At 29.6% G+C, this 591-nt stretch carries 1 protein-coding gene; it reads right to left on the bottom strand.

Annotation, left to right across the window (positions count from 1 at the left end; all coding sequences use genetic code 11):
• Window positions 1–373 (bottom strand): hypothetical protein (locus tag ACFQSB_RS40295; RefSeq protein WP_380832642.1); only part of this gene is annotated, 373 nt, incomplete at its 3' end.
• Window positions 374–591: the final 218 nt, after the last annotated feature.

Genomic DNA, 591 nt, shown 5'->3' with positions numbered 1-591 from the left:
GTGGAACACTATAGGTTGAAGCTATATTTTGCAAATTAATATTATCTGGAGCTTCACCATTTAGCCAGACACCAAATTCATAGTCATAAGTTCTATTCCAATATTGATCACATTCTTCAACAGTTATATTATAAGCTGTTTCACAACTTGTTGCTCCTGCATTTATTTTAATGTTACTTATACAAGCCTGAATAGCTGAACCATCAATAGGAATGGGTATCCCGTTTATATTAAAATCAGGAGTTCCATTTAAAACAGGAACTGTTAAATTTGATGAATATATATCTCTTAGTAATTCATATCCAATGCATAAATTTTTTTTCCTAAAAAACTGAACTCTTGCTTTGAAAATAGAACCACTTGATACTGACACGTTCGTAAAGGTCTCGTAAAAATACAAGCTTGATAAAGTAAATTCATGTTCTGAAAAAACTGTATTATTTTTAAATAACGTTACGATTGCTTTATAAGGATTTTCAATATTTCATTTAGGACTTACACAATCATTTGGTAAATTTGTTCCTTCACAATAAGAAAAACCAACTTTTATATTATCTACTCTTTGCTCTGTTCCACAAATTGGAATGTAAG

This window comes from Sphaerisporangium rhizosphaerae (assembly GCF_042665155.1).
Taxonomy (GTDB): Bacteria; Actinomycetota; Actinomycetes; order Streptosporangiales; family Streptosporangiaceae; genus Sphaerisporangium; species Sphaerisporangium rhizosphaerae.
Note: the sequence above shows the minus strand (reverse complement) of the source record. Positions and strands in the feature narration are given on the sequence as shown.